Consider the following 2,413-nt stretch of genomic DNA (forward strand, 5'->3'; position numbering starts at 1 on the left):
GATCGCCCCCCTGACCGAGCGTTTCGCTCGGATCCAGAAGGCGCTCGGAGACGCGGAGAAGGCCTACCTGGAAGCGCGCTGGCCCCTGGACCAGGCGGCCTCCGACCGCGTCGCCGCACCCGACGACCCGCGGGTCCGGCAGCGTTACGAGGACCTGGAGGGCGCCTACGAGGACCGGCGGCAGGAATTCGAGGGGGCTGTGCGCGACTGGGTGACGGCGCTCCAGGAGCTGCGCGACGGTCTGGGCGACCCCTCGTCCCTGCCCAGGCCGCGCACCGCGACCGCACCGGACCTCGACACCATCCAGGAGGAGCCGCCTCCTCCCCCGGCCCCGCAGCGGAACGCCGATGACCCCGCCGCCGATCCGGAGGCCATCGAGCTGCCCGAACGGAACAACCGGCAGCCCGGGCAGGAGGGACGGCGGCCCGAGCGGGGCGACACCGCACCCAACCTCCTGGACACCCTCGGCTCGGACCTCAGCATCCGGCCTCGGGAGGCCGTGCCGGGGGAAGCGCCTCCCCAGACCCAGCAGCGGAACACCCCGGACCCCGCGACCACCGAGTCGCCCGAGCGCGACGACCGGCCGCAGGAGGACGTGCCGAGGAGAGTACCCGAGCCGAGCCCGGCCGAGGTGCTCGAACGGGCGCGGCAGAGACTGGCGCGGGACATGGTGATGGGCAGGGCCCTCCAAGGCCAGGAGGGCTCCTCCCGGAACGGGACCGCCCCCACCGACAACCGCCCGGAACGCCACTCACGCAACCAGACGAAGGGGCCCCTCAGCCACACGGACCAGCGTTCGGGCCCGTCCTCCGAAACCCACGCCCGGCCCGGGTCCGCGACGGTCCGGAGGCCGAGGACGTGGACGACGCCGACCGGGGAGGACGGGAACGGGCCGTCCCAACACGATGCGGCCCTATCCGGCGACCAGGCCGGAACCGGTCGCGGCCCCGCCCCGGAGCGCGTCGACGACCCCGCCGACGGGTACACGGCGAACGACGAGGAGAACCTGTACGACGCCACCGACCAGGAGTCCAGCGACGAGGAGGAGGCGCCGCGCGTCCGCTGGCTCGACAGGCACTACCCGGAGGCGGCCTCGCTCAGCGAGGAGGAACGCGCAGAGCTGATGCGGTCGCTCATGGAACGGTCCATGGCGGTGGGCCCGCCCGTCCCCGAAGGGTTCCGGTACGACATGGACCTGGGCGGGCCCGTCGACGCCGCCTGGCTCGAAACCCAGGGAGCACAGGGCTTCCCCTGGGAGTCCGACACCACCGCCCTGCCCGGGCCCTCCACGACCCCGAGTGCACCGCAGCAGCAGGACCGCCCCCTCGACGACCAGGACCAGCGGCCGCAGCCGGCACCGTCCGAGGACGACGCGCTGGCCCGGGCCGCCGAGGACGCGGTGTCCACCTTCGACGGACAGCGCCTCCCCCTCCACACGCGGACCGGGACCGATCACGACACCCTCCCCCAGCCGGACCAGGACACCCTCTCCGAGGCGTCCTCAGTGGACTCGGAAACGCTCAGGGACATGCGGCTCCGACTGGAGCGGCTGATGTCGTCGGACCCGGCCCCCTCCGAGGGCGACCGGCCGGCCCCCGAGGACACCGGTCTGACGGGCGACCACGGCCCACAGCCCTCCCCCGCGCAGACGGAGCCGCAGGGGCTGGAGGACTGGCTCCGTACACGTAGGGACCAGGACGGACAGCAGCCGCTGTCCGCCGAGGCGCCGCAGAGCGTGATACACGTCAGCCAGCTGAACCGTCACCCCGAGGCGGCCTCCACCGACCCCGGAGACGAACGCGCTCCCCAGCCGCCGGAGATCGACCCCGCACCGGAGGAACAGCGCTCCCCCGACCGAACTGGGACGAACCCCGCTTCCGAGGACCGGCCCGCCCTCCGCCGTCCGCAGCCCCGTGTCCTGCGCGTCCCCTCCGCGAACCCGGACCGGAACGAGTGGAACAACCGGCTCCAGGCCATCCAGGACTGGCGGACCAACTGGGAGCACGAGGCGCGGACACCGGAGGAGAGGCAGCGTCTACGAGAGGACTGGAGGGCCAAGTGGTCGCTACCGGCGACGACCCGGCCGAGCGAGAACGGAACCTCCCAGGACGACGCCGGCCCGACGAACGGCCACGGTCCCCAGCGCTCCCCTGGCCAGACCGAGGCGGATCGCGCCCCTGGGAACCGGCCCGTCCCGCAGACGGAGACCGCCCCGGCAGGGGAGGGGCCGCGCTCCTCCACCCCGGCCATGGCGAACCCGGACCCCGACAGCCCGCAGCAGAACCGCACGACCACGCAACCGACCCAACCGCCCCCTGAAGAGGCCTCCAGCACCCGGTCCCAGCCGTCCCCCGAGGAGACCTCCAGTACCCAGCCCCGACCGGCGCCCGAACAGGCCCCCGTCCCCCAGCCC

The 2,413-nt window shown here is 74.0% G+C and carries 1 protein-coding gene; it reads left to right on the forward strand.

The features are described from left to right. On the forward strand, nt 1-2,413 hold a 2,413-nt coding region (locus tag DQW06_RS20340; RefSeq protein WP_157983518.1), incomplete at both ends, for a hypothetical protein.

Source organism: Nocardiopsis sp. TNDT3, assembly GCF_003427465.1.
In the GTDB taxonomy this organism is placed as follows: Bacteria; Actinomycetota; Actinomycetes; order Streptosporangiales; family Streptosporangiaceae; genus Nocardiopsis; species Nocardiopsis dassonvillei.